Annotated in this window: 18 protein-coding genes; 10 read left to right on the top strand and 8 right to left on the bottom strand. The window is 66.9% G+C overall.

Annotated elements, in window-relative coordinates:
* Nucleotides 1–181: 181 nt before the first annotated feature.
* The gene (locus tag ELR45_RS02395) at nucleotides 182–835 is read right to left on the bottom strand and encodes an MBL fold metallo-hydrolase (protein WP_129663109.1); all 654 of its coding nucleotides are present in this window, start codon (nucleotides 833–835) and stop codon (nucleotides 182–184) included.
* Entirely contained in the window at nucleotides 836–1,552 is a 717-nt protein-coding gene (locus tag ELR45_RS02390) for a maleylpyruvate isomerase family mycothiol-dependent enzyme (RefSeq protein ID WP_129663107.1), read from the bottom strand.
* A gap of 182 nt (nucleotides 1,553–1,734) precedes the next feature.
* Here ELR45_RS02390 and uvrA point away from each other — a divergent pair, with 182 nt between their 5' ends.
* Nucleotides 1,735–4,599 carry an excinuclease ABC subunit UvrA gene (gene uvrA, locus ELR45_RS02385; RefSeq protein ID WP_129663105.1) on the top strand — a complete coding sequence of 955 codons (2,865 nt, stop codon included), beginning with the start codon at nucleotides 1,735–1,737 and terminating at the stop codon, nucleotides 4,597–4,599.
* A gap of 134 nt (nucleotides 4,600–4,733) precedes the next feature.
* On the opposite strand, the gene ELR45_RS02380 is transcribed toward uvrA, so the two are convergent.
* The 6 genes from ELR45_RS02380 to ELR45_RS02355 all read right to left on the bottom strand — a co-directional run bounded on the left by ELR45_RS02380 (nucleotide 4,734) and on the right by ELR45_RS02355 (nucleotide 11,700).
* Nucleotides 4,734–5,465 (bottom strand): mechanosensitive ion channel family protein, encoded by a 732-nt coding sequence (locus ELR45_RS02380; RefSeq protein WP_129663103.1) that lies wholly within the window; start codon nucleotides 5,463–5,465, stop codon nucleotides 4,734–4,736.
* Between the two features lie 212 nt (nucleotides 5,466–5,677).
* Entirely contained in the window at nucleotides 5,678–6,739 is a 1,062-nt protein-coding gene (locus ELR45_RS02375) for a LacI family DNA-binding transcriptional regulator (RefSeq protein ID WP_129663101.1), read from the bottom strand.
* Nucleotides 6,740–6,746: 7 nt separating this feature from the next.
* Nucleotides 6,747–8,255 carry a glycoside hydrolase family 1 protein gene (locus tag ELR45_RS02370; RefSeq protein WP_129663099.1) on the bottom strand — a complete coding sequence of 503 codons (1,509 nt, stop codon included), beginning with the start codon at nucleotides 8,253–8,255 and terminating at the stop codon, nucleotides 6,747–6,749.
* Nucleotides 8,252–9,157: a carbohydrate ABC transporter permease gene (locus ELR45_RS02365; protein WP_129663097.1), complete on the bottom strand. Its 906-nt coding sequence runs from the start codon at nucleotides 9,155–9,157 to the stop codon at nucleotides 8,252–8,254. The genes ELR45_RS02370 and ELR45_RS02365 overlap by 4 nt, the downstream gene beginning before the upstream one ends.
* Nucleotides 9,158–9,166: 9 nt before the next feature.
* Nucleotides 9,167–10,135, bottom strand: a complete 969-nt coding sequence (locus ELR45_RS02360) for a carbohydrate ABC transporter permease (RefSeq protein WP_129663095.1) — start codon at nucleotides 10,133–10,135, stop codon at nucleotides 9,167–9,169.
* 233 nt (nucleotides 10,136–10,368) lie between these two features.
* The gene (locus ELR45_RS02355; RefSeq protein WP_129663093.1) at nucleotides 10,369–11,700 is read right to left on the bottom strand and encodes an ABC transporter substrate-binding protein; all 1,332 of its coding nucleotides are present in this window, start codon (nucleotides 11,698–11,700) and stop codon (nucleotides 10,369–10,371) included.
* A 339-nt stretch (nucleotides 11,701–12,039) separates the two neighbouring features.
* Between ELR45_RS02355 and uvrC the strand changes: the two genes are divergently transcribed.
* The 9 genes from uvrC to pgk form a co-directional block, all read left to right on the top strand.
* The gene (gene uvrC / locus ELR45_RS02350; RefSeq protein WP_129663091.1) at nucleotides 12,040–14,097 is read left to right on the top strand and encodes an excinuclease ABC subunit UvrC; all 2,058 of its coding nucleotides are present in this window, start codon (nucleotides 12,040–12,042) and stop codon (nucleotides 14,095–14,097) included.
* 225 nt (nucleotides 14,098–14,322) lie between these two features.
* A complete protein-coding gene (rapZ, locus tag ELR45_RS02345) occupies nucleotides 14,323–15,216 on the top strand; it encodes an RNase adapter RapZ (RefSeq protein WP_240759090.1) in 894 nt (297 codons plus the stop codon).
* An 18-nt stretch (nucleotides 15,217–15,234) separates the two neighbouring features.
* Nucleotides 15,235–16,212, top strand: a complete 978-nt coding sequence (locus tag ELR45_RS02340; protein WP_129663089.1) for a gluconeogenesis factor YvcK family protein — start codon at nucleotides 15,235–15,237, stop codon at nucleotides 16,210–16,212.
* Nucleotides 16,203–17,183, top strand: a complete 981-nt coding sequence (gene whiA / locus ELR45_RS02335) for a DNA-binding protein WhiA (RefSeq protein WP_129663087.1) — start codon at nucleotides 16,203–16,205, stop codon at nucleotides 17,181–17,183. Before ELR45_RS02340 ends, whiA begins: the two co-directional genes overlap by 10 nt.
* Nucleotides 17,180–17,944: a hypothetical protein gene (locus ELR45_RS02330; protein ID WP_129663085.1), complete on the top strand. Its 765-nt coding sequence runs from the start codon at nucleotides 17,180–17,182 to the stop codon at nucleotides 17,942–17,944. Before whiA ends, ELR45_RS02330 begins: the two co-directional genes overlap by 4 nt.
* Before the next feature lie 246 nt (nucleotides 17,945–18,190).
* On the top strand, nucleotides 18,191–18,718 hold the full coding sequence (locus ELR45_RS02325) for an RNA polymerase sigma factor (protein ID WP_165367397.1): 528 nt from the start codon (nucleotides 18,191–18,193) through the stop codon (nucleotides 18,716–18,718).
* Nucleotides 18,719–18,744: 26 nt separating this feature from the next.
* Entirely contained in the window at nucleotides 18,745–19,662 is a 918-nt protein-coding gene (locus ELR45_RS02320) for an ICP22 family protein (RefSeq protein ID WP_129663081.1), read from the top strand.
* A 450-nt stretch (nucleotides 19,663–20,112) separates the two neighbouring features.
* Nucleotides 20,113–21,120 carry a type I glyceraldehyde-3-phosphate dehydrogenase gene (gap, locus tag ELR45_RS02315; RefSeq protein ID WP_129663078.1) on the top strand — a complete coding sequence of 336 codons (1,008 nt, stop codon included), beginning with the start codon at nucleotides 20,113–20,115 and terminating at the stop codon, nucleotides 21,118–21,120.
* Nucleotides 21,121–21,140: 20 nt separating this feature from the next.
* Nucleotides 21,141–21,255, top strand: a 115-nt coding sequence (gene pgk / locus ELR45_RS40315; protein WP_240759128.1) for a phosphoglycerate kinase, incomplete at its 3' end; no start/stop codon positions are given.

Genomic DNA, 21,255 nt, shown 5'->3' with positions numbered 1-21,255 from the left:
ACTGACGAGCGGTTTCAGTGTCGCATTTTTGAAGGTCACGATGGTGGTGCAACAAGCCGATCTCATGCGTGGTGCTTGGTCTCCATGAGGAATCTGCCTTGTGGTCGCGCAGGTAGCCCAGTTGTCGTTCCGTTCGGTGGGACCAACGTCATCCCCGGCAGGACTGGTCGGGCAGAGACGCCTACCAGCCGCGGGCTCGCCATTCCTCCAGGTGCGGTCGCTCGTGGCCGAGCGCGGTGTCGTCGCCGTGGCCGGGGTAGACCCAGGTCTCGTCCGGCAGACGCCCGAAGAGCTTGCTCTCGACGTCGCCGATGAGGGAGGCGAAACTCTCCGGCGACGTGGTCTTGCCGACTCCGCCCGGGAACAATGAGTCGCCCGTCCACAGATGCGGCGCACCGGCCGGGTCGTCGTACAGTAGCGCGATGCTGCCGGGCGTGTGGCCGACGAGGTGGATGACCTCCAGCTCGACCTCTCCGAACCGGACCCGGTCGCCGTCGTGGACCTGCTCCGTGGTCGGGACCGGAATCGCCGGTGCGTCATCGGCATGGGCGACGGTGGCGGCCCCGGTCGCCTGCACGACGTCGGCGAGTGCGCCCCAGTGGTCGCGGTGGCGGTGCGTGGTGACGATCCGGACCAGCGGTCCTTCGCCGCACGTGGTGAGGATCCGCTCCGGTTCCGCGGCGGCGTCGATCAACAGCTCTTCGCCGGTGTCCCGGCAGCGCAGCACGTAGGCGTTGTTATCCCAGCTGCCGCCGACGGAGACCTTGTTGATGACGAGCGCGGGCAGTTCGCGGACCGCGGGCGGGCCGCCGGGCGAGACATGACCGGTGTACATCTACAACAACGCCGGCAGGCTGGGAAGGGAACCGTTGGCCGAGGTCTCCAGATCCGTACCGGAGGATCGGCCCAGCAGCCACGCCAGGATGGGCCGGGCGGATCCGGAGACGGTGGCCCCGTTTCCGGTACCGATTCGGGCCGCGGCGCCGTCGATCATCAGGGTGAACTCCGGCGCATCCTCTCGCTGTCCCAGGTTGCGGACCGTCTCCGGGAGAGCTCGCTTGACGAACAACTCCGGCCAGTCCACCCAGCCGTAGCCGGCGTCGAGATCGACGTGGTGAACCTCCACCTCCTGGAGGCGGAGCCAAAGCGTACGACGGGCCGGGATGTTCTTTCCGGCATTGCCCGCACCGATGCGAACCTCGTGCCGCCAGGCGTCGGCGGGGAGCTCGGTCACGGCGGTGGCGAACGTGTCCGATGCGATCTGGAGATCGTCGATGAGATCGTCCAGAGACCGGCCGGCGCCGGCCTCGATGTCGGCCTGGCGTGCCTCCCGGCTCGTGTAGGCAGGGGTTTCGACACCGGTGCGCGCCCAGACGAGCAGGTTGGTCAGTGCGTCGGCGCTGCGAGCCACGTGCGTCAACACGTGAGCGCGTGTCCAGCCCGGGCATAAGCTGGGTCCGGTCAGCGTCTCAGCGTCGAGCGCGCTCGCGGTGGCGATCAGCCGGTCGGTGGCCGCGGTCACCGGGCCGGCCGACTCGTCACTGTCAGTCATGGTGCTCCTGGCAGACCTGGAAGACATGGCGGACACGTCCGCTAACTTACCGTGGCTGACGTCGTGGAGGCCAACTTTGTCAGTGGCGGCACATACCATGCGACGGGTACGTCTGACGTGACGCGCTGGCGTGCCAATGACGAGCATGATGAGATTGTGACGATATCGGAGAGAGCCGGCTGATGACCGAACGGACCACCACATACGCGGGTGATCGCCTCGTCGTGCGGGGCGCGCGGGAACACAACCTGAAAGATGTCTCGCTGGATCTCCCGCGGGACTCTCTCATCGTCTTCACCGGCCTGTCCGGATCGGGCAAGTCCAGCCTCGCCTTCGACACCATCTTCGCTGAGGGACAGCGCCGTTACGTCGAGTCGCTCTCCGCGTACGCCCGCCAGTTCCTCGGCCAGATGGACAAGCCGGACGTGGACTTCATCGAGGGATTGTCGCCGGCCGTCTCCATCGATCAGAAGTCCACCTCGCGCAACCCGCGTTCCACCGTCGGCACCATCACCGAGGTCTACGACTATCTCCGCCTGCTCTATGCCCGCGCGGGGCATCCGCACTGCCCGAAATGCCGGCGCCCGATCGGGCGGCAGACGCCGCAGTCGATCGTCGACCGTGTCGTCGAGCTAGAGGAGAACACACGGTTCCAGGTGCTGGCCCCAGTGGTCCGGGAGCGCAAGGGCGAATACCTCGATCTCTTCCGCACGCTGCAGTCGCAGGGGTACTCCCGGGCCCGGGTCGACGGCACGGTGTACCAGCTCACCGAGGTGCCGAAGCTGAAGAAGCAGGAGAAGCACACCATCGAGGTGGTGGTGGATCGGCTGACCGTGAAGCCGTCCGCGGTGCGCCGGCTGACCGACTCGGTCGAGACCGCGTTGCGGCTGTCCGGAGGACTGGTCACGCTCGACTTCGTCGACTTGCCCGAGGACGACGAGCAGCGGGAACGGGTCTACTCCGAGCACCTGTACTGCCCATACGACGACCTGTCGTTCGAGGAGCTGGAACCGAGGACGTTCTCGTTCAACTCACCGTTCGGCGCCTGCCCGGAGTGTGCCGGGCTGGGCACCAGGATGGAGGTGGACGAGGAACTCGTGGTGCCGGATCCGTCCGCGAGCCTGGACGACGGCGCGCTCGCACCGTGGGCGCCGGCGCAGACATCGGAGTATTTCAAGCGCCTGGTGACGGCCCTCTCGGAGACCATCGGCTTTCGCACGGACGCGCCGTTCGAATCGCTGCCGAAGAAGGCACGAGACGCGCTCCTGCACGGGCATGGGGATCAGATCCATGTCCGTTACCGCAACCGGTACGGGCGTGAACGCTCGTACTACACGTCGTACGAGGGTGTCATCCCCTGGGTGCGTCGCCGATATGCGGAGGCGGAGTCGGACACCAGCCGGGAGCGCTTCGAGGGCTTCATGCGTGAGGTGCCCTGCAAGGCCTGCAATGGTGCGCGGCTGAAGCCGGTGGTGCTGGCAGTGACGCTGAGCGGCAAGAGCATCGCCGAAGTGGCCGCGATGCCGATCGGCGAGTGCGCGGAGTTCCTGCGCGACCTCACTCTGACCGAGCGTGAGCAACAGATCGCCGCCCGGGTGCTGAAAGAGGTCAACGAGCGGCTGCAGTTCCTAGTGGACGTCGGGCTGCACTACCTCAGCCTGGACCGGCCGGCAGCCACCCTGGCCGGCGGTGAGGCCCAGCGGATCCGGCTGGCCACGCAGATCGGGTCCGGACTGGTGGGCGTCCTGTACGTGCTGGACGAGCCGTCGATCGGGCTGCACCAGCGGGACAACCATCGCCTCATCGACACGCTCGTCCGGCTGCGCGATCTCGGTAACACGCTGATCGTGGTGGAGCACGACGAAGACACCATCCGCACCGCCGACTGGGTCGTCGACATCGGCCCGGGCGCCGGTGAGCACGGTGGTCAGATCGTGGTCAGCGGGACGGTCGATGAGCTGGTGAACAGCGCGGACTCCGTGACCGGGGAGTACCTCTCCGGGAAGCGGGTCATCCCAGTGCCCGCCGTCCGGCGTCCACCGACCGAGGGGCGCGCGCTCACCGTCGTCGGTGCGCGGGAGCACAACCTGCGTGGTGTCGATGTCTCGTTCCCGCTGGGGTGCTTCGTCACCGTCACCGGTGTGAGCGGCTCGGGCAAGTCCACGCTGGTGAACGACATCCTGTACACCTCGTTGGCCAAGGAGCTCTACAGCGCGAAGGCGGTCCCCGGCCGGCACCGCCGCATCGACGGGATGGGCCTGGTGGACAAGGTGGTGCACGTCGACCAGTCGCCGATCGGCCGCACACCGCGCAGCAATCCGGCCACCTACACGGGCGTCTTCGACCATATCCGCAAGCTCTTCGCCGAGACCCAGGAGGCGAAGATCCGCGGCTACCAGCCAGGACGTTTCTCCTTCAACGTCAAGGGCGGACGATGCGAGGCATGCAGCGGCGACGGCACCATCAAGATCGAGATGAACTTCCTGCCGGACGTCTACGTGCCGTGCGAGGTCTGCCACGGCGCCCGGTACAACCGGGAGACGCTTGAGGTGCACTACAAGGGGAAGACCATCTCCGAGGTGCTGGAGATGCCGATCGAGGAAGCGGTCGAGTTCTTCGGCCCGGTGCAGCGGATCTCCCGGCACATGCGGACTCTGGTCGACGTCGGTCTCGGCTACGTCCGCCTGGGCCAGCCTGCGCCGACCCTGTCCGGGGGAGAGGCGCAGCGGGTGAAGCTCTCCGCCGAGCTGCAGAAGCGCTCCACCGGCCGCACGATCTACGTGCTCGACGAGCCCACCACCGGGCTGCATTTCGAAGACATTCGCAAACTGATCGGTGTGCTGCAGGGCCTGGTGGACAAGGGCAACACCGTGGTGGTCATTGAACACAACCTCGACGTGATCAAGACGGCGGACTGGATCGTCGACATGGGGCCGGAGGGCGGTACCGGGGGTGGCATGGTGGTCGCCACCGGGACACCTGAGCAGGTCACCAGTGTCGACGCGTCTCACACCGGCCAGTTTCTCCGCAAGGTCCTCGACGTCTAGCAGCACGAAGACAGCGGCCGCCCACATGATGTGGGCGGCCGCTGCTGGATGTGCGTAGTTGTTCGCCACAGCCCGACCTCGTCACGGGATGGCTGGTCCAGACGCGGGAACGATGGCCGTTCAGAGCCGGTGGCTCACTCCGGATAGGAGGAACCCGGCGTCGTGCTGCTCGTGTCGTCCCCATTGGGGCGCGGCGCGAGTTTGGCCCACCACTGCTGTGCCGTCTTGATCCCGCCGACACCGAACGCGATCGTCCCTGCGACCAGAACCGACAGCGGAAGGTATTGCAGCAGTGTGTTCTCCACCTTGGCGGTCACCGAGGGCGCGATGTTCAACGTGTCCAGGGCTGCCAGCACACCGATGACCAGCACGCCGACGCGGATCACGGTGCTGATCCAGGCCATGTTCCGGCTCTCTGCGAACGGACGCACCACGCCGGCCGCCCAGTTGGCGATCGCGGCGGCTACGAACAGCAGAAGCAGGGCGATCAGTACCAGCGGCAGATAGGCGATGAGATCGCTCAGAAGGAGAGTGAGCTGGTCGATACCGAGTGCTTCGGCAGCGAGCTGGATGAATATCAGGAATATAAGGAAATACACGACTTGGCCGAGTAGTCGCACACCCGATGTCCCGGCTTGCTGGAGCGCAGGCTCGAGGTTGGCGGCCTCGGTGAGCTTGCCGGCACCGACCTTTTCGAGCACGGTCGTGATCACTCGTTGAATGATCTTTGCAATCCAATGGCCGACGATCAGGATGAGTATTGCGACGACGAGTCGCACGATTCCGTCACCGATGTCCCGGCCAAGTTCGGTGAACGAATCGCCCAGCTCGTCAACGAAGTTCGTGTTCGCCACCGGTAGCGTCATTGGTCCTCCAAGTGGTAGTGACTTAGTGATCACCTCTAGTCAAAGTACCGATCAATCGATGGCGTGACAGGTTGAATGGAAAAATCTCCATAGGTGTGTCGCATCGACATCCGAAGAAAGTCACCGGTTTCGGATGCAGGAGGATTGTCTGCCCGATGGGGAATTGCGAGTGATCTGGCGGCAGCGCCGAGGCTCGTTCTGCCGCCCTGAGATCAGGCCGACTCGCGGATCACGAGGTTGGCGTCCAGGATCAGGGAGGGCCGATCGGGCTGCGAGCCCGAGATGCGCGTCACCAGTAGCTGAGCCATCTCGCGGCCCATTTCTTCGATCGGCTGCCGGACAGTGGTCAACGTCGGATCCGTCTGGCGCGCGACGCCCGAATCGTCGAAACCTACGACTGCGACGTCGTCCGGAACGCGCCGGCCGCTCTCTCGAAGGGTCCGCAATGCGCCGGCGGCCATGAGGTCGGCCGCGGCGAACACGGCGTCGATGTCGGGTCGTCGCTGGAGTAGAAGCCTCATGGCGGCAACACCGCTGTCATAGCTGTAGTCCCCGTGCTCGATCAGCGCGGGGTCGACTGTCTGGCCATGGTCATGGTGGGCATCGCGGTAACCGGCCAGCCGTGCGACCCCCGCGCCCATGTCCTGTGGCCCGGTGATCGTCGCGACTGTGCGCCGACCTGATGCGAGAAGGTGTGTGACGGCTTGGCGCGCACCGCCGGTGTTGTCGACGTCGACGTACCAGCCGGCATCGGGCCCGGGCGAACCGGCGGAGTCGAGCTGGTGAGCCGGCCTGCCGCCGAGCACCATGGGCAGGCCACGCTGCTGGACGAGCGCGGGCAGCGGATCGTCGTCATGCAGCGACAGCAGCATGACTCCGTCGACGTGCTGAGGCGTCAGGTGGTGCTCGACGCGTTCCCGCTCCTCCGCCGACTGCGCCATCGCGAGCCACAGCTGAAGATGAGTGTCGACCAGCGTGGAACTGATTCCTCGGACGATGCCGGCGAAGAACGGCTCGCCGAACACACGCGCCTCGGACTCGGACACCACCAGGGCGACGGCCTCAGTGCGCCTGGTGACCAGGGAACGTGCCGCGAGGTTGGGGACGTAGCCGAGCTCGGAGATGGCTCGTTCGACGGCTTCGCGTGCCTTGGGGCTGACATGAGCGGATCCGTTGATGACCCGGGACACGGTGCCGCGCCCGACGCCTGCACGGGCGGCCACCTTGTCCAGGGTGGGCCGTTGCCCCTGGGGGGCTCTTCTCTGGCTGGTCACCGGCTCATTATGCGTCAATGTCCGGAACGCGATGTCGGAGGCCGTTCCGGCGGATGACATCGGAGTACCACTGAGCACTGGCTTTCGGTGTGCGTCGCTGGGTGTCGAAGTCAACATGCACCAGTCCGAAACGATGCGAGTACCCGTGCGCCCATTCGAAGTTGTCCATCAGCGACCACGCGAAGTATCCGCGCAACGGAACCCCGGCGGCGATGGCGTGGTGGCACGCGGCGAGGTGCGCCTGGATATAGGCGATCCGGTCGGTGTCATCGATCACGCCGTCGCCGTCGATGCTGTCGTCGAACGCGGCTCCGTTCTCCATGACGTACAACGGCAGCGATGTGTAGTCGCGGTGCACCCGGACCAGAGTCTCGGTCAGCCCCTGCGGGTGGACCTCCCATCCCATACCGGTGACCGGCACGTCGCCGGTGATGAACCGGACGTTCTCACTGGCCGGCCATTCGCGGTGCGGTCCCGCGTGTGCATCGGTGGACTGCTGGTCCGGGTGAGCGACGTCGACCCAGAGGCCGTCATCAGTGCCGCTCAGCGCATGCTCGTCCGGTGCGGCGACGACGTAGCGGCTGTAGTAGTTGATGCCGAGGAAGGTCAGCGGCGTCGCGATGACGGCCAGGTCATCGTCGTGAACGTGTTCGAAGTCGGTCAGTGGACGGAGGTCTTCCAGCACGTCCGCCGGGTACTCACCGCGCAGCACGGGATCGAGGAAGATCCGGTTGGCCAGGCCGTCGATGCGGCGAGCGGCGTCCGCGTCCTCGGGACCCGGACCGGCCGGCGAGACGGCGTACAGGTTCAGCGTGATCCCCACCTCCGCGGCAGGATCCGCGATACGTAGAGCCTGCGCCGCCATGCCGTGCGCGAGCAGCAGGTGGTGTGCTGCCTGGACGGCGGACGTACCGTCTCGCCGGCCAGGCGCGTGTTCCCCCGATCCGTATCCCAGGAAGGCCGAACACCACGGCTCGTTGAGCGTGGTCCAGCGTGGAACCCGGTCACCGAGTGCTCGATGGGCGAGTGCGGCATAGTCCGCGAACCGCGCGGCCGTGTCCCGCGCCGGCCATCCACCGGCGTCTTCCACCGATTGCGGCAGGTCCCAGTGGTAGAGCGTCGGCCACGGTTCGATGCCGTGCTCCAGCAGTTCGTCGACGAGTCGCCGGTAGAAGTCGAGGCCGGCATGGTTGGCCGCGCCGCGCCCGTCCGGCTGGACACGCGGCCACGAGATGGAGAACCTGTAGGCGGTGAGCCCGAGGTCCGCCATGAGCCGGATGTCATCCCGGAAGCGGTGATAGTGGTCGCAGGCGAGGTCGCCGGTGGCGGCGTCGGAGATCCGGCCTGGCGTGTGGCTGAAGGTGTCCCAGATCGACGGTGTCCGGCCGGCCTCGGTGACTGCCCCCTCGACCTGGTAGGCGGCTGTGGCGGTTCCCCAACGGAATCCGAGCGGGAACTGCGCAGCCTCCGTGCCGGCGGGTGACGTGGATACGGTTGCCTGCTGTTCGGCGGTCATCCCTTGGTAGCACCTTCCATGATTCCACTGATGATTTGCCTGAAGAAGAAGACGAAGATGATCAGCAGGGGAACGGTCGCGATCACCATTCCGGCGAAGATCTGCGACAGATCCTGGTGATACGCCGAGTTCAGCGTGCGCAGGGAAATCTGCACGGTCGGGTTGGCCGGGTCGGCGAGGACGATGAACGGCCAGAAGAACTCGTTCCACTGCTGCATGAACGTCAGCAGCCCGAGCACGCCGGCCGCGGGGCGCAGGGCAGGCATGGCGACATGCCGGAACGTGCCCCAGGTTGAGCATCCGTCGATCCTGGCCGCTTCGATGAGCTCGTCGGGTATCGCCTGGATGCTGTACTGGCGCATCAGAAAGATGCCGAAACCGCTGATGAGGAACGGTGCGATGACGGCTCGGATGTCGTTGAGCCAGCCCAGTTCGCCCATCATCTGGTAAAGCGGGACGATGCTCAGCTGGATCGGCACCATCATCGTCACCAGGACCGCCAGCAGCAGCGCGTTCTTCCCCCGGAACCGCATCTTGGCGAAGGCGAAGCCCGCCAGCGCCCCGAAGAACACGGTGGAGACGGTGATCGTCCCGGAGACGATGAAGGAGTTGACGATGCCTCGTACGATCGCCGCGTCCGGATTGTCCAGGACGCGTTCGATGTTTGCCCCGAGGTTTCCGCCGGGGAGGAACGCGGGAGGCCACTGGTATGCGGAGTTGCTGGTGCGGGACGCCACCACCAGCATCCAGTACAGCGGCATGATCGACAGGCCGGCGGCGACGATCAGACCGCCGATGGTCAACGGGCTGGCCCGCCGGACAGCTCCGCTGGGCTCGCGGCCGCCCTTGAACCGCCGCTGTCGGCCGGACTCGGCTGGTCGAGCAGGCATGGTCACAGTCATGGGGTCCCCTTACCGGTCCGATCCGAGCCTGCGGACGAGCAGGAAGTTGATGGCGGAGATGAGCACGATCATCAGGAAGAGCACCAGGGAGATCGCGCCGGCGTAACCCCATTGGTTGAAGGTGCGCATCGTCTGGACCAGGTACATCGTGATGGTCTGGAACTGGCCCGTCGATCCGCCGCCGAGCGCTCCGGACCCGCTGGTGAACATCAGCGGCTCGGTGAACAGCTGGAGCCCGCCGATGGTCGAGATGATCACCGTGAAAATGATCGTCGGCGTGAGGAGCGGGATCGTGATCCGCCAGAACTGCCGGCCGCGGGATGCGCCGTCGATCTCAGCGGCCTCGTAGATGTCGCGCGATATGGCCTGCATGGCGGCGAGGTAGATGAGCGCGTTGTAGCCCGTCCATCGCCAGTCCACCATGGACGAGATCGCCACCCATGATCGCCATCGGTTGGCTCGCCAGTCGACGGCGTCCACGCCGAAGATGTCGAGCACTCCGTTCACCAGGCCGTAATCGCGAGCGAAGAACATGCCGAACACCAGCGCGACCACCGCCGTCGAGGTGACGATCGGCATCGCGATGGCCATCCGGAAGGCGCCGATTCCCCGCAGCCGACGATTCAGCCAGTTGGCCAGCACCAGCGCAAGCAGCAGCTGGGGCAGCGTGGCGAGCACGAACATCCCCAGTGTGTTGACCACCGCATCCCAGAACCGGTCGTCACCGAACAGCCGGGTGAAGTTGTCCACCCCGACGAAGTTCGTCTCCGGATTGATCGGTGACTCGTCGGTGAGCGAGATCCAGACGGTGTACAGGAACGGGTAGAGGCCGAAGATCGCGAACAGGATGAAGAACGGGGCGACGTAGGCGTAGGGCGAGAACTTCAGGTCCAGGCGGGTGAGGCGGGAACGCCGCCTCCGGCGGGACCGATCGGTCGCCCGTCTGGATCCGGATTCTTCTTTGAGCTGCAAGCTCATCAGACTTTGACTCCTCCGCGGGCACGGTGGCGACGGGCACAACGAAGCTGATGTGGACATGTGGCCGGTGCATGGGCCCGGGGTGTCCGAGGTTGCTCGGCACACCGGGCCCACGCGGTCAGGTGGTCAGTGGCTGGTGGTCCTCTGGCCGGTCGGGCGGGCCGGCTGGCGTCGGCTGACCCGCCGCCGGCTCACCCGCGCCGGCTCACCCGCGCCGGCTCACCCGCGCCGGCTCACCCGCCCCCGATGCCGGAGGCGTTGTTGCGTGCTTCTTCCCATGCCTCGTCAGGTGTGCGCTCACCCTGATCGATCGCGCGGAGAGCGTTCTCGTACTCGGTGCGGATCGCGTTGTTCTGCGGTCCGAGGTGAACCGGCGACAGGTCCGCGGCTCCGGCTGCGAAGATCTCACCGATCGGTGCGTCATTGAAGTACTCGTTCGTGGCGGCGAGGACGCCCTCGTCCTCGAGCGCCTGCGGCGAGGACGGGAGGTTGCCGAGCTGCTCGAACGCCTCGATGTGTGCCTCCGGCGAGGTCAGGTACTTGGCCAGCTCGGCCGCCTCTTCCGGGTGCTCGCTCTCGGCCGGCACGGCGAGGAACGAACCGCCCCAGTTGCCGCCGTCGCCGGGTGCGTCAGCGATGTCCCATTCTCCGGCGGCGTCGTCACCGGCGGCGCCCGAGATCACACCCGTCATCCACGCCGGGCAGGCGATCGTGGCGAACGTGGCAGAGGCGAACCCGGCATTCCACTCATCGGAGAACGACTCGAACCCGGCGGAGAGATCGGCCTCGATCATGCCGACGGTGAGGTCCCACGCCGTCCGGATGTCCGGGTTATCCAGGTCGAGCTCGTTGCTGGTGTTGTAGTACGTGTAACCGCTGTTGTTGCCGGCCTCCTGCATGAGGATGCTGTTGTAGACGTTGGAGGCAGCGTCGAGGAACGAGGCATCCGTGCCGGCCGCGGCGAAGTCCTCGCCGGCGGCTGTGTAATCGTCCCACGTCGGCCAGAGCGCGGACACCTCGTCGCGTTCGGTGGGGAGGCCGGCCTCGTCGAACAGATCACGGCGGTAGCACATGGCCAACGAACCGACATCGGTGCCGAGACCGAGGGCGAAGCCTTCGTAGGTTCCCTGCTCCCACTTCCACGGCAGGTAGTTGCCTTCGAGGTCCGCCGCGCCGTATTCGTTGAGGTCTACGAACTTGTCGAGTTGTGCGTAGAACTGGGTGATGATGCCTTCCTCGAGGGCAACGACGTCGCCCGCGCCTTCACCGGCGGTGATCCACTGAGTGAGCCGGTCGTTGTAGTCGCCGACGCCTAGACCAGAGCCGCGCTCTTCGATGGTGACGTGCGGATTCTCCTGCATGTACTGCTCGTAGAGGGCGTCGTAGCCGAAGCCCTGTTCGCCGAAGACGTCGACGGTCAAGGTGATCTCTTCGGTTCCGTCGTTGGACTCGGTCGTGTCGGACGTGTCGGTGTCGTCATCGTCGCCGCTGCAGGCGGCGAGGAGCAGAGCTGCCGCGCCGAGGACAGCGGCAGTCTGACGTGTGCGGATCGGTATCACGCTCATCCTTCCTGATCCCTCCCAGTGCCAGGTCGTCGTGGGGACGTGCATCGCGTGCGGAGCCGCCGGCGTCATGCACGGTGGCACGTGCTGTCGCTTGGCGGGAGCGCTCCCAAGAGCGTTGCAGCAGTGTTTCCCATTCATCAAGACACGGCTTGGGAGCGTTCCCAAATTGTTACCGGAGATGCGGCAGGGTCACTGTGGTGCGGGGGCCAGAGTTCGCGCGGCCGGTGACACGGTGCGTCGTTGAACGCTCAGACTTCGCACGACGAGTCACACGTCGGTTGTGCGGGAGGCCAGCGGCAGCCGACTGGAGCGTCGGTGCGGGCTCGTAGGGTTGGAGACGTGGCTGATCCTTCGACCTACCGCCCCGCTCCCGGGTCTATTCCCGTCGACCCCGGCGTGTACCGGTTCAGCGATGCCGACGGCCGGGTGATCTACGTCGGGAAGGCGAAGAGCCTGCGGTCCCGGCTGTCGTCGTACTTCCAGGACCTGGCCGCTCTGCATCCGCGGACGCTCGCCATGGTGACCACCGCGTCCAAAGTCGAGTGGACCGTGGTGCGCACCGAAGTGGAGGCGTTGCAGCTGGAGTACTCCTGGATCAAGGAGTATGACCCGCGGTTCAACGTCCGCTACCGCGACGACAAGTCCTACCCGTACCTGGCCGTGACGCTGAACGAGGAATACCCCCGCGCGCTGGTCATGCGCGGGGCGAAGAAGCGTGGCATCCGGTATTTCGGTCCGTACGCGCACGCGTGGGCCATCCGGGAGACGCTGGACCAGTTGCTGCGGGTGTTCCCGGTGCGCAGCTGCTCGAAGGGTGTCTTCAACCGCTCTCGTCAGATCGGCCGCCCCTGCCTGCTCGGCTACATCGGAAAGTGCTCAGCGCCATGTGTCGAGCGGGTCAGCGCGGACGAGCACCGGGAGATCGTCGAGGACCTGGTGGCATTCCTCGACGGCAAGACCACCACCTACGTGAAACGGCTGGAACGGGAGATGAAGGCCGCCGCCGCGGAGCTGGACTTCGAGCGCGCTGCCCGGCTACGTGATGACATCGCCGCGCTGGAGCGGGCGATGGAAGCGAATGCCGTAGTTCTCGGGGACGGCACCGACGCCGACGTGGTCGCGCTGGCGGACGACCCGCTGGAAGTCGCCGTGCAGATCTTCTACGTTCGCGGTGGCCGCGTCCGGGGGCAGCGCGGATGGGTCGCGGACAAGGCCGAGGACGCCTCGCCCGGCGAGCTCGTGGAGCGCTTCCTGCTCCAGCTGTACGGGGAGACCGGGGGAGAGACGGTGCCTCGGGAGATCCTGGTGCCCGCCATGCCGGACGACGATGAGGAAGCCGACGCGCTGCGTGAGCTCCTGGCCGAGCTGCGCGGCGGCAAGATCGAGCTGCGGGTGCCGCAGCGCGGCGACAAGCGTTCGCTGCTGGAGACCGTCTCGCGGAACGCGGCGCAGACGTTGAAACTGCACAAGTCCAAACGAGCGAGCGATCTGACGACGCGGAACCGGGCTCTGGAGCAGATCCAGGAAGCGTTGGAGCTCGACGAGCCGCCGCTGCGGATCGAGTGTTACGACATCTCCAATCTCGCGGGCACCGAGGTCGTGGGATCGATGGTGGTCTTCGAGGACGGGCTGCCCCGCAAGAGCGAGTACCGCAAGTTCGCCGTGCGTGGCGAGTCGGGCACCGACGACGTCGCCGCGATCCGCGAGGTGCTCCGCCGACGCTTCCGCCGTGCGATCACGGGGGCCGACGACGAGCCGGAAGCCGAGGACGTACCGGTGCTTGAGCCGGCGCCTGAGGCGACACATGAGCCGGCGGCGGAGACCCAGGAGACGGGGGGCGACGACGGTCCGGGACTGCGGCCGTCACGCATCGATCCGGAGACCGGCAAGGTGCGCAGGTTCGCGTACACACCGGGCCTGGTCGTCGTCGATGGCGGCCAGCCGCAGGTCAATGCGGCCAGGCAGGCGATGGACGAGTCCGGCGTGCCGGATATCCCGGTGGTGGGTCTGGCGAAACGCCTGGAAGAGGTGTGGCCACCGGACAGCGACGATCCACTCATCCTTCCGCGAACCAGCGAGGGCCTGTACCTGTTGCAGCGAGTCCGCGACGAGGCACACCGGTTTGCCATCACTTTCCACCGGCAGCGCCGGTCCAAATCGATGACCGACAGCGTGCTGGACACCGTTCCCGGGCTGGGGCCGGCGCGGCGCAAGGCGCTGCTGGCGCACTTCGGTTCCCTGAAGAAGGTGCGCGCAGCGAGTGCGGAGGAGATCGCAGAGGTCAAGGGGATCGGACCCGGGCTGGCGGCGACCATCGCGGAGACGCTCTCGCAAGGCAAGGCGTCTGCTCCGGCAGTGAATACGGCGACCGGGGAGGTCCTGGATGCCGAGAGCTGATCCGGGCAGCGGCCCGGGAGCGTGTGACCTGCTATGACGGGCTCGGGCGTGTCTGATACCGTCCTGCGTCCGGAGCCTGGCGAGGGTTCGGCCCTGAACGCCACACCGCGGCGTCCGGCCCCGTGGCGCGCGTCATCGGCTGGAAGCTGTAATCATGGGACGTCGCGACGGACGGCGCGCTCGTGAGCCGAGCGAACCGTCGAATTTGACGGGGGAGGACACGCGGTGGTGGAACACGGTCAGGACGAGAAGAGAGACGACGCCAAGATGCCCGAGGTGCTGCTCGTCACCGGCATGTCCGGTGCGGGGAAGACGGCCGCGACCGCGGCATTGGACGACCTGGGATGGTTCGTCGTCGACAATCTGCCGCCCTCGTTGTTGATGGACCTCGTGTCGACGGTGAGCAAGGATGATGCGAGCCGCAGGCTGGCCGTCGTGGCCGACGTGCGCGGCGGCGTCTTCTTCAGCGAGCTTCGCGGTGCGCTCGAGGCGATGGTGAAGGACGGCGTCCGGCCGACGGTGCTCTTCCTCGAGGCGAGCGACGAGGCCCTGGTGCGGCGGTTCGAGTCCGCGCGGCGTCCACATCCGTTGCAGGGCCACGGCCGTGTCGTCGAGGCGATCGAGCGGGAGCGTGAGGAGCTGGCGTCGCTGCGTGTCGCTGCGGACCTGGTCGTCGACACGTCACTGCTCAACGTGCACGAACTCGGCGCGCGCATCCGGACCGCCTTCGCGACCGAGGAAGCGGGGCTGCGGGCGGTGGTCGTGTCCTTCGGCTTCAAGTACGGCATCCCCGTCGACGCCGACATGGTCGCCGATATGCGATTCCTGCCCAATCCGCATTGGGTCCCGGAGCTGCAGCCGCTGACCGGTACGGACGTCTCGGTGAGTCAGTACGTGCTGGCCCAGCCCGGCGCGGACGAGTTCCTCGACCGCTACGGCGACCTGGTCGGCGTGGTGTCCGAAGGCTATCTGCGGGAGGGCAAACAGTTCGTGACCATCGGCATCGGATGCACGGGCGGCAAGCACCGGAGCGTGGCGATGAGCGAGGCGTTGGCCGAACGGCTACGTGGACGTGCGATCGAGACTCTCGTGGTCCACCGTGATCTCGGACGCGAGTGAGGAGACGCTGCCGTAGAGATGGATGCACTCGCAGGTCCCAAGGTCGTCGCGTTGGGCGGGGGACATGGTCTCGCGGTCTCGTTGTCGGCATTGCGCAGGATCGCGGGCAGGCTGACGGCGATCGTGACCGTCGCCGACGACGGCGGATCCAGCGGCCGGCTCCGGCGCGAGCTGGGTGTGCTGCCCCCTGGCGACCTGCGGATGGCACTGGCGGCGCTGTGCGGCGACGACGAGTGGGGCCGGACCTGGGCCGACGTGCTTCAGCATCGGTTCAGCGGTCATGGCGAGCTCCATGATCACGCCGCGGGCAACCTGCTGATCGTGGCGCTGTGGGAGCTGCTGGGAGGCCACGTGCGGGGCCTCGAATGGGTCGCCAGGCTGCTGGGCGCGCAGGGTCACGTGCTGCCGATGGCCTTGGTGCCGATGAACATCGAAGCCCTGGTGGGCAGCGTTCGCCGGTCGGCCGACGGCGTCCGCGATATCCGCACGGTTACCGGCCAGCACGCTGTGGCCACAGTGGAAGGGGATGTCGTCGCGGTCGGCCTGAACCCGTCCGATCCGCCGGCCTGTCCGGAGGCGCTCACCGCGATCGGCGAGGCCGAGTGGGTGGTCCTCGGCCCGGGGTCGTGGTTCAGCAGTGTGATCCCGCATCTGCTGGTACCCGAGCTGCGTGAGGCGTTAGTCACGACGCCGGCGCTGCGAGCGGTCACTCTGAATCTTTCGCCCGAAGGTGGCGAGACCACGAACTTCACTCCGGAGACGCACCTCGAGGTCCTCGGCGCATACGCTCCGGACCTGCGCATCGACCTGGTGGTGGCGGATCGGGGATCGGTGCCCGACGAGGCGATGCTGCGTCGGATCGCCGGCGAGATGGGGGCCGAGCTCGTCGTGACCGACGTGGCTTGCCGGGACGGTTCGGCGCGACATGACCCACAACTACTGGGATGGACGTTCGCGCGCACCCTCGGACGTGGCAGGATCGGGCCATGGCGATGACAGCATCGGTGAAGGACGAGCTGGCTCGCCTCGAAGTGACCAAGACGTGCTGCCGCAAGGCGGAGGTGTCGGCACTGCTGCGTTTCGGCGGCGGGCTGCACATCGTCAGCGGGAAGATCGTCATCGAGGCTGAGCTGGATACGGGGGTCGCCGCACGTCGGTTGCGGCGCGACATCGCGGACGTGTACGGGCACGACAGTGAACTGTCGACGGTCGCGGCGGGTGGCCTTCGCAAGGGGACCGGTTTCATGGTGCGCGTCGCGCACGATGGAGAGCACCTGGCGCGGCAGAGCGGCTTGCTCGACGGTGGCGGGAGGCCGGTCCGCGGTCTTCCGGCACAAGTGGTGAACGGCGCGCTGTGCGACGCCGAGGCCGCCTGGCGCGGTGCCTTTCTGGCACACGGCTCGTTGACCGAGCCTGGACGGGCGTCGGCCCTGGAGGTGAGCTGCCCCGGGCCGGAGTCCGCGTTGGCGCTGGTCGGGGCGGCACGCAGGCTGGGCATTCAGGCCAAAGCGCGCGATGTACGCGGGACCGATCGCGTGGTGGTCCGCGACGGCGAGGCGATCGGTGCACTGCTGACCCGGATCGGAGCACACGACAGCGTGCTCGCCTGGGAAGAGCGGCGGATGCGCCGTGAGGTGCGCGCAACGGCCAACCGGCTGGCGAACTTCGACGACGCGAATCTGCGACGTTCGGCCAGGGCCGCCGTCGCCGCGGGCGCGCGGGTCGAGCGGGCTCTGGACATTCTCGCCAGCGACGTGCCCGAGCATCTGCGGGTGGCCGGAGAGCTGCGGCTGAAGCACAAGCAGGCCAGCCTGGAGGAGCTCGGGCAGCTTGCCGATCCGCCGATGACCAAGGACGCGATCGCCGGCCGGATCCGGCGACTGCTGGCGATGGCGGATCGCAAAGCCGCGGATACCGGGATCCCCAACACCGAGGCGAACCTCACCTCGGAGATGCTGGCACCGTGAGGTGTGCGGCCGCCGCCGCGGCCGCAGCCGCCAGTGCGTTCGTGCTGCTGGCCGGGTGCGCCGGCGGAGACGGCTCGGAGGAGCCGGCGGCCGACACCGTGACGACAGCTGGAACGGGCGACGAACTGGGCTCGGAGTGGGAACCGAAGGACACACCGGAGGCGACGTCCGGTGGGCTCCGGCTGGAGGACGCGCAGCGGATCCTCGACGACGCCCGGTTCGCCGAGGCCGAGCTTGGACTGACGGTCGACGAGGACTACGACCGGGAGTCCGGCCTGCACACACCTACGGCTGCTTACTGCTCGGGCGAGGGCGACGCCGTCGACGAGCATCGGATCGCACGGTCGCAGCGATGGTGGGCGAACGAGGCGTGGGACAGCGGGCAGCCGGGCGGCTACACGGTCGGCGTCGAGGTCGTCTACTACGAGCCCGGTGGCGTCACCGGAACGATGGCCGTCTTCGGAGCCGTGCCGGACGTGTGTCCTTCGGTCGGCTACGACAGCGGGTCGAGCGTCACGTACTCGCCGGGCGAGGCGCCGGCAGGGTTACCCGCCGGCACTGTCGCCCTCCGCGACGAGTGGGTCTATCCCAGCGGTCAGGACGCTCCCGGGATGATGGTGGCGATTCCGGTCGGTGACCTCATCGGCTTCCTCTACATCCGCGGTGATCAACCGGCGGTCGACGAGCACGGCGGCGAGCTGGCGCGGCTCCTGGCGGGGAACCTGGAGAAGGCGGACGCCGAGATCCAGGAAAGTCAGTAGAGAGACCCGTCGGGGAGACCCGCCGAGGTTGCCGCGGCGAGAGGATTGCCCTCTTCACCTTTCGCAAAGCGCAGCGTGATGGACCCCGGGCCGAGTCCTGGACTGCATGCCTCGGTCCGCAGGACGTCCGTGGGTGAAAGTCGGCGGGCCGAGGCCGTACCCTTCTGGACGTCCGATGCGATTACTCATACGAGAGAGTGACGTCTGGGGAGGGGCCAGCTGTCCATCGACAAGGGGTTCGAAGGGGTGCTCGACGCTGCGCGCGCGCAAGCGCCGTGGGCGTTCGAGCGGCTCTATACCGAGCTTGCCCCGGCCGTCGCCGGATATCTGCGGCTGCAGGGCGCGAGAGAGCCCGAGGACCTGGTCAGCGACATCTTCATGGGTGTGTTCGCCGGTCTGTCGTCGTTCGACGGTACTGAGAAGCAGTTCCGTTCATGGGTGTTCACCATCGCGCATCGTCGCCTGATCGATGAGCGTCGGCGTCTCGCCCGTCGCGCATCGACGCCGACCGACGAGGCATCGGTGCTCGACCGGCTTGGAGGCGATGCCGAGCAGGATGCCCTGGATGTCATCGGCCGGCGCCGGGTGTATGAGCTGTGCGCGCTGCTCTCCGATGACCAGCGTGAGGTGGTGCTGCTGCGCATCGTCGCCGATCTCACCGTGGAGCAGGTGGCCCAGGTGGTCGGAAAATCGGCCGGCGCGGTCAAGGCACTGCAACGGCGAGGGCTGAACGCGATCCGGAAGAGAATTCTCCGGGAGGGCGTACCCCTATGAGCCGCCGCAGCGATGACATAGATGAGATGCCTACGCCACCTGTTCTGGATGACGCCGCCGCGGAAGCCGTGCTCCGCGGTGAAGCCGTGTCGTCCGAGCTGGAGCCGTTGGCCGAGGCCGTGGAAGCCATCCGCGGGTCGGCTTCGGCGCATGTCGAGCCGTCGGTGGAACTGGCGGAGCGCATCGCTTCCGGTGATTTCAGCGACGTCGTTCCCGCCTCGCAGACCCGGCGGACGACGTTCGCGGAACGAACGCGATCGGTGGTGGCCAAGGCCGGCACGAGGATCCGGGTCGCCGTGGTTGTCGCGGCGGCTCTGTTCGGGGTGACCGGGGTCGCCGCCGCCGGCGCATTGCCGGATGTGGTTCAGGACGGCATGGAAGGCATCATCGAGTACGTCACGCCTGTGACCTTTCCGGACCGGCCGCCGGCGGACGACGTCGCCGATGAGCCGGAAGGCGACACAGGCGATTCCGAGTCCGGTAAGGACGCGGAGAACGAAAAAACGGAGCCTGAGGGTCACAGGCCCGACGAGCGCACCGGCGGGGACGGAAAAGAAACCGGTATATCGAAGGATAACTCGGAGAAAGGGTCGACACGGGGCCCTGAGAAGCAGGAGAATAAAGGACGAGACTCGGAGAAGGAGAAGCAACCCGAGAATCCGGGAAACGGGTCGGATAACCGCCCCGAGAATCCAGGCGAACCGGCGGATGAGCACGGCAACCGACCGGAGAATCCTGGAGGCGGGGCAGAGAACCGGCCGGACGAACCCGGGAAGGACGCGGGCGAGAGCCCGCAAGACCGTGGAGCTCCTGGACGTGGATCCGGCGGCGGCAACGGGGCAGGCGACGGTAAAGCCGGCGGCTCTGATGCATCGCACGGCGGCTCGAAGGAGCAACGGTCTGACAACGCGCCGGGACCCCCGGCCGGCAAATCTGGGCCCTGAGCGGCGGTTGCGCCAATCAGGGTTCCACAAGACGCCCGACGTCCCACTGACCCCACTCACGCGTCGGGCGCAGGGAGCGGCTCCGGTTTTCCCCTTGTACCGGGGCCGCTTCCTCATTCTCTGGGGCGCATGGATCCGCTAGCGTGGTTCCTCAGGACACCGGCCGCCGCGCGGGTTGTACCCGCATTGGATGGTCTCAACCGGGCACGACCGGGGTAGTGGATAAGTAATGTCGCGTTCATCGGGCCGTCATGCGAGTCGTCACCGGCCGGCCCCAGATCGCATCGATGTGTCGCGGCGGCGTAGGTTAACGGCGGCGAGACATTGAAGTGACCCGCGATGACGCGGATCCGACGGTTATGCCTTAAGGTCAGATTCGGGTCACCACGACGGGGTGGACGACCGCGGGTACGTAAACACCCTGAACCCCAAGAAGGAGAGTGATCCAGCGTGACCGTACGGGTAGGTATCAACGGTTTCGGACGTATCGGCCGAAACTTCTACCGTGCTCTGCTGGCCCAGGGCGGGAGCGACGTCGAGGTAGTCGGATACAACGACCTCGGTGACACCGCGACCTTCGCCCACCTGCTGAAGTACGACAGCATCCTCGGTCGTCTCGACGCTGAGGTCAGCGCCACGGACGAGGGTATCCGGGTCGGCGACAAGGTGCTGAAGGCCACTGCCGAGCGTGACCCCGCCAACCTGCCGTGGAAGGACTGGGGTGTCGACGTCGTCATCGAGTCCACCGGCTTCTTCGCCGACGGCAACACGGCCAAGGCACACATCGACGCCGGTGCCAAGAAGGTCATCATCTCGGCACCCGCCAAGAATGAGGACGGCACCTTCGTCCTCGGTGCGAACCACGAGAGCTACGACCCAGCCTCGCACCACGTCGTATCGATGGCCTCCTGCACCACCAACTGCCTGGCCCCGCTGGCCAAGGTCCTGAACGACTCGTTCGGCCTGGAGCGTGGCCTCATGACCACGATCCACGCCTACACGGCCGACCAGAATCTGCAGGACGGCCCGCACAAGGACCTGCGTCGCGCCCGTGCGGCCGCGCTGAGCGCTGTGCCGACCTCCACCGGTGCCGCCAAGGCCATCGGCCTGGTGCTGCCCGAGCTCAAGGGGAAGCTTGACGGGTTCGCCGTGCGGATCCCCACGCCTACCGGCTCCGCCACCGACCTGACCGCGACGCTCGGCCGCGAGGTCAGCGTCGACGAGGTCAAGGCTGCCTTCAAGGAGGCGGCCGACGGTCCGCTGAAGGGGTACCTCCGCTACACCGAGGAGCCCTTGGTCTCCGCCGACATCGTCACCGACCCGGCTTCCTGCATCTTCGACGCCGACCTGACCCGCGTCATCGGCAATCAGGTGAAGGTGGTCGGCTGGTACGACAACGAGTGGGGCTACTCCAACCGCCTGGTCGACTTCGCCCGATTCGTCGGCTCGTCGCTCTGACCCGCGCGGAGCACTCGACCATGAGCACTATCGAGAGCCTGGGGGACCTGAAGGGGAAGCGGGTACTGGTCCGCTCCGACCTGAACGTCCCCCTCGACGGTGACACCATCACCGACGACGGTCGGGTACGCGCGT

It is taken from the genome of Phytoactinopolyspora endophytica, from assembly GCF_004138495.1.
GTDB lineage: Bacteria > Actinomycetota > Actinomycetes > Jiangellales > Jiangellaceae > Phytoactinopolyspora > Phytoactinopolyspora endophytica.
The sequence above is the reverse complement of the archived record's forward strand: the minus strand, read 5'-3'. Positions and strand labels throughout refer to the sequence as shown.

Coding starts and splice junctions, on each gene's coding strand:
- ELR45_RS02380 (WP_129663103.1), bottom strand. CDS start 5,465: ATGACGCTACCGGTGGCGAACACGAACTTCGTTGACGAGCTGGGCGAT.
- ELR45_RS02395 (WP_129663109.1), bottom strand. CDS start 835: ATGTACACCGGTCATGTCTCGCCCGGCGGCCCGCCCGCGGTCCGCGAA.
- ELR45_RS02360 (WP_129663095.1), bottom strand. CDS start 10,135: ATGAGCTTGCAGCTCAAAGAAGAATCCGGATCCAGACGGGCGACCGAT.
- ELR45_RS02355 (WP_129663093.1), bottom strand. CDS start 11,700: ATGAGCGTGATACCGATCCGCACACGTCAGACTGCCGCTGTCCTCGGC.
- ELR45_RS02365 (WP_129663097.1), bottom strand. CDS start 9,157: ATGACTGTGACCATGCCTGCTCGACCAGCCGAGTCCGGCCGACAGCGG.
- ELR45_RS02340 (WP_129663089.1), top strand. CDS start 15,235: ATGGATGCACTCGCAGGTCCCAAGGTCGTCGCGTTGGGCGGGGGACAT.
- ELR45_RS02320 (WP_129663081.1), top strand. CDS start 18,745: ATGCCTACGCCACCTGTTCTGGATGACGCCGCCGCGGAAGCCGTGCTC.
- ELR45_RS02390 (WP_129663107.1), bottom strand. CDS start 1,552: ATGACTGACAGTGACGAGTCGGCCGGCCCGGTGACCGCGGCCACCGAC.
- uvrA (WP_129663105.1), top strand. CDS start 1,735: ATGACCGAACGGACCACCACATACGCGGGTGATCGCCTCGTCGTGCGG.
- whiA (WP_129663087.1), top strand. CDS start 16,203: ATGGCGATGACAGCATCGGTGAAGGACGAGCTGGCTCGCCTCGAAGTG.
- ELR45_RS02370 (WP_129663099.1), bottom strand. CDS start 8,255: ATGACCGCCGAACAGCAGGCAACCGTATCCACGTCACCCGCCGGCACG.